Annotated in this window: 5 protein-coding genes; 3 read left to right on the plus strand and 2 right to left on the minus strand. The window is 64.3% G+C overall.

The features are described from left to right. Positions 1-258 precede the first annotated feature (258 nt). Both H8B02_RS20510 and H8B02_RS20515 read right to left on the minus strand, forming a co-directional pair. Positions 259-2,484: a L,D-transpeptidase scaffold domain-containing protein gene (locus H8B02_RS20510; protein ID WP_229167888.1), complete on the minus strand. Its 2,226-nt coding sequence runs from the start codon at positions 2,482-2,484 to the stop codon at positions 259-261. A 305-nt stretch (positions 2,485-2,789) separates the two neighbouring features. Continuing rightward, positions 2,790-4,280 (minus strand): sigma-54-dependent transcriptional regulator, encoded by a 1,491-nt coding sequence (locus H8B02_RS20515; RefSeq protein ID WP_229167889.1) that lies wholly within the window; start codon positions 4,278-4,280, stop codon positions 2,790-2,792. Positions 4,281-4,422: 142 nt separating this feature from the next. On the opposite strand from H8B02_RS20515, the gene H8B02_RS20520 reads away from it, so the two are divergent. From H8B02_RS20520 to H8B02_RS20530, 3 genes are all read left to right on the plus strand, one after another. Continuing rightward, a complete protein-coding gene (locus tag H8B02_RS20520) occupies positions 4,423-6,369 on the plus strand; it encodes a M3 family oligoendopeptidase (protein WP_229167890.1) in 1,947 nt (648 codons plus the stop codon). A 250-nt stretch (positions 6,370-6,619) separates the two neighbouring features. Beyond that, a complete protein-coding gene (locus H8B02_RS20525; RefSeq protein WP_229167891.1) occupies positions 6,620-6,772 on the plus strand; it encodes an aa3-type cytochrome c oxidase subunit IV in 153 nt (50 codons plus the stop codon). Between the two features lie 142 nt (positions 6,773-6,914). Beyond that, on the plus strand, positions 6,915-7,428 hold a 514-nt coding region (locus H8B02_RS20530; protein ID WP_512699912.1), incomplete at its 3' end, for a Rossmann-fold NAD(P)-binding domain-containing protein.

Genomic DNA, 7,428 nt, shown 5'->3' on the forward strand with positions numbered 1-7,428 from the left:
CCCACCCAGTCGACGAGCGTTCGGTCGGCATCCTCGCAGACCCCCTGCGGAAGACGGTGAACGCTTTCTTAAAGCGGGAGGGTTAACCGAGGTTTACCGACCCGCCCCCAAGTTGGGCTTAACTAACTGGGGGAGTGTGGCAAAAGATAGCCCTGTTCCCCGGACCCGATGGGAAATGGTTAACGTAAACGATCTCGCTTTTTGAGCGAGATCGTTGATTTTGCTTCAAAATTTATGCCAATCGGGCCGAGGGGCAGATTATCGGGTGATCACCCGGCGCTGCTGCTGAGCCTGGCCGCGGCGGACCGGCTGCGGCTCCGGCTGGCCGAATCCACCGAACAAGCGCTCGAAGAAGTTCGGTCCGGAGGAGCCAAAGCCGCTGTTGTCGCCGGCCACGTTGACGCCAGGCGGCAGGCTGCTGCTCGGCGGCCGCGCGTAGCTCGGCTGGGCGTGCGCCACCACCGTTTCGAGATCCTTGCCGCGGCTGTTCCTGAGCAGCGACAGCATGGCGGCGTCGCGGCCGTAGATGTCCCTGCGGATTTGCAGCTTGCCGGCGTCGTCCACGAACGCGGTCTGGTAGGTGATGTTGACAGGGATCGGCGTCGGGAATTTCAGATCGACTTCGCTCGAGCCGTACATGCTGCGGATCCGCTCCGGCGTGTAGTGCTGGTTCGGCTCGGTGATGTTGAGCAGTACGGACGCGTACTGATCCGGATTCTGCACGCGCATGCAGCCGTGGCTGAAGGCGCGCTCATCCTTCGCGAACAGATACTTGTCCGGGGTGTCGTGCTGATAGACCAGGAACTTGTTCGGGAAGTTGAAGCGGATGCGGCCGAGCGCGTTGGCTTCACCGGGCGGCTGCGAGACGTGGATCGAGCCGTCGCGGTTGCGCTCGAGCTTGAGGCCCATGCGCTGCAGCACCGTCGGATCCTGCTGCAGGGCCGGCAGATACTCGTTGTAGATGATCGACGGCGGCACGTTCCAGGTCGGATTGACCGTGATGTACTTCATCGTCTCGGTCAGCAGCGGCGTGGCGTGCTGGCCGGGCTTGCCGGTGACGACGCGCGTGGTCCAGACCTGCGCGCCGTTCTGCATCACCTTCAGCGTATAGTCGGGGATGTTGAGGATCACATAGGCATTGCCGACATTGGCAGCGCCGAGCTGGCGCGGCAGCCAGCGCCAGCGCTCCATGTTGACGAGCACGGTGTCGATCTGACGGTCGCGCTTCGGATTGTTCAGCGCCTTCACCGTGCGCTCGTCGAGCACGCCGGTCGCCTTGAGGTCGACGCTGCTCTGGAATTTCTCCACGGCCCGCGCCACCGTCGCGTCATACTTGGTGCTGTCGGCATCCTCGGTGATGCCGAGCTTGTTGCGCAGGTCCGGCACGCGAGGATCGTCCATCTCGACCGCGGCCTGCTTCTTGCGCGCGGGAACGTATTTCAGCGCCGGGCCGTCGGCGATCGTGATCACCGGGCCGTCGCCCTGGCCACGCAGCTCGGCGAGCTTCTTCTTGAGCTCCTTGTAGAGCTTCTGCGGCGGGTTATAGCCGTCGAGCGCGGCGGAGGCGTCCTTGGCCGAGGTCACATTCGCGAACACTTCGGCCGGATCGATCGGATGCTCCGGATAGAGGATGTCCGCCGACACCTGCGACCAGTGCATGCGGCCGCTCTGGGCCTGGCGCGCATAGTCCAGCATGCTGGCCGCGAGCTTCAGCTCGGCGTCGGCCAGCGTATCGGGTGTCGTCGCAGCAGTGAAATCCGGCACCGGATAGTCGGCGGCATCGAGGCCGTCGGCGGCCGCATCCTTCAGGCGGGCGATGACGCCCTTGCCGGCATCGGTCAGCCTGCCGGCCTTGGTGAAGATGGGTGCGTATTCGCGGGCCGAATAGAACTTCTCGGCCGCGGCGCGCTCGTTCTTGCGATCGAAGGTGCGCAGCGACTTACTGGCGAGCAACTCGCGCAGCTTGTCGGCGACCGGCTGATCCTCGGCGGCAACGTTGCTCGCAGCCTTCGCGGGTTCGGTCGCGGGAGCTGCCGCCGTCGCGGGCGCTGGAGTTGCGGCGGGCGCCGTTGCGGTTGCAGGGGCGGGTGCAGCCGGCGCGACCGCGGTATCGGTCTTCGGTGCATCGGCGGGCTTCGGCTCGACGGCCTTGGCGGTCGCGCTCGGTTCTCCCGGCTTTGCATCGACAGGCTTGGCATCGACGGGCTTGGCTTCGGTGGCCTGCACCTCGGCGGGCTTCACGTCCGCCGGCTTGGCTGCGTCGGGCAGCGCGGCGGTGGTGTCGGCCTTGAAATCGCTTGCGGTGGGCGGCGGCACATTGGCCGGTTCGGGGCGCGGGATCGCGGCGTCGATCGCCAGTTCCGAGGCGCTGGAGCGAGGCGTGTCCTGCGCGAGGGCCGAGCTCGCGGACACCGTGAGGAAGGTCGCCGCGACGGCCATCAGTACGCGGTCAAATCCTCGACGGTTGTTCGAACAGTCACGCATTTTCGCACCCCCTGGGTGGAACTGCCCCTCAGATTCTGGAACAGTTCAAATCGTTATTCGGTTTCATAGCTTGCGCGGAAGCGCCGGCTTCTCAAACGACTCGTATGCCTGCACGCAATTAACGCAGACGATACATTTGCCCCTCTTGTGCAGCCAGCGCCTTGCGGGGCAACTCACGACAAACTGACCTCGAAGCAGCTGATTTTGCTCGGGCCGTGCGTTTTTGCCACGCGGCACAGTCTTTGTCTGTCACCGACGGGACACGGTTCAATAGGTTCCCTGGTATGGCCCTGTGGGCGTCAGGTTTAGGTGGCGTCGCTTGTGCGCGTGCCGGCCGCGGCTTCGTCGAGCTTGCGGTAGAGGGTCGAGCGGCCGATCTTGAGGCGACGCGCGACCTCCGACATCTGTCCGCGATAATGCGAAATCGCGAACCGGATGATCTCGTTCTCGAGATCTTCTAGCGGACGCACCTCGCCCGCGGCATTGAGTATCGAGAGGCCGCCCGCTGTCGCCAAGGGGATGGTTACCGGTATTTCATTACCGGAGATCATGGCGGGCGCAGTGGACGGCGACACTACCAGCGGCTCGCCCTGGAGCATTTTGGCTTCCGGCACCGGATGCGCCGTTCCTTGCGGGAAGTCGGCGAGCCCGAGCTGGTCGCCGTCGCTCATCACCACGGCGCGATACACCGTGTTCTCGAGCTGGCGGATGTTGCCCGGCCAATCGAGCTGCGCCAGATGCGCCATCGCATCGCCGCTGATTCCGGTGATGTTGCGGTTCTCCTCGGCGCAGAACCGCGCCAGGAAATGTCGCAGCAGATGCGGGATGTCTTCGCGCCGCTGCCGCAACGCCGGAATGGTCAGCGGCAGCACGTGCAGACGATAGAACAGGTCCTCGCGGAACTGGCCGGCCTTCACGAGATCGAGCAGCTTGCGGTTGGTCGCCGAGATGATGCGGACATCGACCTTGACCGGCTTGCGGCCGCCGACCGCCTCGACGGTACCTTCCTGCAGCGCGCGCAGCAGTTTCACCTGTGTGGCCAGCGGCAATTCGCCGACCTCGTCGAGGAACAGCGTGCCGCCATGGGCCTCGACGAACTTGCCCTGATGACGCTCGGTGGCGCCGGTGAAGGCGCCCTTCTCATGGCCGAACAGGATCGATTCGACGAGATTGTCTGGAATCGCGCCGCAGTTCACCGCGACGAACGGCTTGGCCTTGCGCTCGCTGCTGCCGTGGATGGCGCGCGCGAACAGTTCCTTGCCGACGCCGGACTCGCCCTCGATCAGCACCGGGATGGTCGAGGATGCGGCCTTCTGTGCCGTGCGCAGCACGCCGGCCATCGCCTCGCTGCGGGTGATGATGTCGGAGAAGGTCAGCCGGCCCTCGCGGCTGTGGCGGATGCGCTGCAATTCGCCCTTCAGCGCCGATGCGTTGAGGGCGTTGCGCAGGCAGACCTGCAGCCGTTCGAAGCCGACCGGCTTGACGACGAAATCCTGGGCACCGGCGCGCATCGCCGACACCACATTGTCGATGCCGCCATGCGCGGTCTGCACGATGACCGGGACGTTCAAACCAGCTTCACGAATTTTTGCGAGGACTCCGAGACCGTCGAGGCCCGGCATCACGAGGTCGAGCACGACGGCATCGATCGCCTGCGTCTCGGATGCGGTCAGGGCCGCTATCGCCGCGTCGCCACTGTCCACGACAAGGGGCTCATAGCCGCACTTCTGCACCATGTTTTCAACCAAACGACGCTGTACGGCGTCATCATCGGCGATCAAAATGGTGGCAGCCATGGTTTTCCCCGCACGCTACGTTTATCTGTCTCGAATCGGGGCAATGTCGCCGATGCCGATTAACGCACTCTTAAACCTTGCAAACCCGCTTTCATTCCGCCGCCGCCGACATCTTTCCGACTGAAGTAAGGTTACGAACAAGATGACCTCGCGCTCCAAAACTGCCTCCCCCAAGTCTGCTTCCGGCAAGCCTGCTCTCAGCAAGTCTGCTCCCAGCAAGGCCGCGCTCCGCAAGGAAGCCGCGCTGCGCAAGACGGCCGCGCAACGCAAACCGGCCGCAGCCAGCCCGGCGGCGAAACAGGCAGCCGGCAAGACCGGCAAGCTTCCGGAATGGAATCTGGCAGATCTCTACTCCGGTATCGACGCGCCGGAAGTCGCACGCGATTTGCAGAAAATGGATGCAGATTGCGTCGCGTTTGAGACCGACTACAAGGGCAAGCTTGCCGAAAATACCGGCAAGGAAGGCGGCGGAAAGTGGCTGGCCGGGGCGATCAGGCGCTATGAGGCGATCGACGATCTGGCTGGCCGTCTCGGCTCTTATGCCGGCCTGGTCCATGCCGGCGACAGTGTCGATCCCGCGATCTCGAAGTTCTATGGCGACGTGTCGGAGCGGCTGACCGCCGCATCGGTGCATCTCCTGTTCTTCTCGCTCGAGCTCAATCGGGTTGACGATGATGTGATCGAGCGCGCGATGGCCGAACCCACGCTCGGCCACTACCGGCCGTGGATCGAGGATCTGCGCATGGACAAGCCGTACCAGCTCGAGGATCGCGTCGAGCAGCTCTTCCACGAAAAGGCGCAGAGCGGCTACGCGGCCTGGAACCGGCTGTTCGACCAGACCATCTCCGGCCTGCGTTTCAAGGTCGCGGGCAAGGAGCTCGCGATCGAGCCGACGCTGAACCTGTTGCAGGACAAGGCCGGCGACAAGCGCAAGTCGGCGGCGCAGGCGCTGGCCAAGACCTTCAAGGACAATAAGCGCACCTTCGCGCTGATCACCAACACGCTGGCCAAGGACAAGGAAATCTCCGACCGCTGGCGCGGCTTCCAGGATGTCGCGGATTCCCGCCATCTCAACAACCGCGTCGAGCGCGAGGTGGTCGATGCGCTGGTCGCCTCGGTGCGCGCGGCGTATCCGAAGCTGTCGCACCGCTACTACGCGTTGAAGGCCGGCTGGTTCAAAAAGAAGAAGCTGCCGCACTGGGACCGCAACGCGCCGCTGCCGTTCGCGGCGACCAGCACGATCGCCTGGCCGGAGGCGCGCAACATGGTGCTGTCGGCCTATAACGGCTTCTCGCCCAAGATGGCCGAGATCGCGGAGCGCTTCTTCAGCGATCGCTGGATCGATGCGCCGGTCCGTCCCGGCAAGGCGCCCGGTGCGTTCTCGCATCCGACCACGCCGTCGGCGCATCCCTATGTGCTGATGAATTATCAGGGCAAGCCGCGCGACGTGATGACGCTGGCGCATGAGCTCGGCCATGGCGTCCATCAGGTGCTGGCGGCGAAGAACGGCGCGCTGATGGCGCCGACGCCGTTGACGCTGGCGGAGACCGCGAGCGTGTTCGGCGAGATGCTGACCTTCAAGCGGCTGTTGTCGCAGACCAGGAACGCCAAGCAGCGCCAGGCGCTGCTCGCGGGCAAGGTCGAGGACATGATCAACACCGTGGTGCGGCAGATCGCGTTCTATTCATTCGAGCGTGCGGTTCATACCGAGCGCAAGAATGGCGAGCTCACCGCCGCGCGGATCGGCGAGCTGTGGCTCAGCGTGCAGGGCGAGAGCCTCGGGCCGGCGATCGAGATCAAGCCGGGCTACGAGACGTTCTGGATGTACATCCCGCACTTCATCCACTCGCCGTTCTACGTCTACGCCTATGCGTTCGGCGATTGCCTGGTGAACTCGCTCTATGCGGTCTACGAGCACGCATCCGAAGGTTTCGCCGAGCGCTATCTCGACATGCTCGCCGCCGGCGGCACCAAGCATTACTCCGAGCTGCTGCGGCCGTTCGGGCTCGACGCCAAGGACCCGAAATTCTGGGACGGCGGCCTGTCCGTCATCGCTGGCATGATCGACGAACTGGAGACGATGGGCTGACGACCATCGGCCTGCCGGCTGGCTCGGGTCAGATTCGCGCAGCGTTTTTTGCACCTCGCGGCATGATCGTCCCGTGACGCCCGCGTTTGGGAGATCAATCCTGCTCGAGGGGCGGCCGCAGGGCCGTCGCTCGAGGGGTGAATCGGGGACGATTTGCGGTTCAAATCGCCCGATCGGGACCACGCCGTTGCCCTGCCATCCTGTTTGCGGTAATGGCTCGCAGAACGCGAATTTCTGACTGGGGACAGCGATGGCAGACCATAGCGAAGTGGCCTATACGACCGCCGACGGCAACGATTACGTGGCGCATGAGCAGACCTATGAAGGGTTTATTATGCTGGTCAAATACGGCACCATCAGCGTCGCCATCCTCCTCGCTCTGATGGCCTATTTCCTGGTCTGATCCCTGATCGGCTAGCGGCATCGCCGTCCCGCGGCGGTGCCGGAATTCCTGTCGAAACCCGGATGGAAAAACCGGGTATCCAATCTGGCGAAAATAACGCTAGTTTGAAGACGCGTGCGCCGCTCGCGCCGCCGGAGGGCCCATGAAGATCGCCGTTGCCAAGGAAATCGATGCGTCCGAGCCGCGGGTTGCGGTTTCGCCCGATACCATCAAGAAGTTCAAAGCGATCGGCGCCGAGGTCGCGGTTGAGCCCGGCGCGGGCGTCAAGTCGGGGCTGCCCGATTCGGAGCTTGTCGCGGCGGGCGCCACCGTCAGCGCCGACGCGCTCAAGGATGCCGACATCATCATCAAGGTGAAGCGGCCCGAGGCCTCCGAACTGTCGAAGTACAAGCGCGGTGCGCTGGTGATCGCGATCATGGATCCCTATGGCAACGAGGCCGCGCTGAAGACGATCGCCGATGCCGGCGTGTCCGCGTTTGCGATGGAGCTGATGCCGCGCATCACCCGCGCCCAGGTGATGGACGTGCTGTCCTCGCAGGCCAATCTGGCCGGCTACCGGGCGGTGATCGAAGGCGCAGAGGCGTTCGGCCGCGCCTTCCCGATGATGATGACCGCCGCCGGCACCGTGCCGGCCGCGAAAGTGTTCGTGATGGGGG

It is taken from the genome of Bradyrhizobium altum, from assembly GCF_020889705.1.
Taxonomy (GTDB): Bacteria; Pseudomonadota; Alphaproteobacteria; order Rhizobiales; family Xanthobacteraceae; genus Bradyrhizobium; species Bradyrhizobium altum.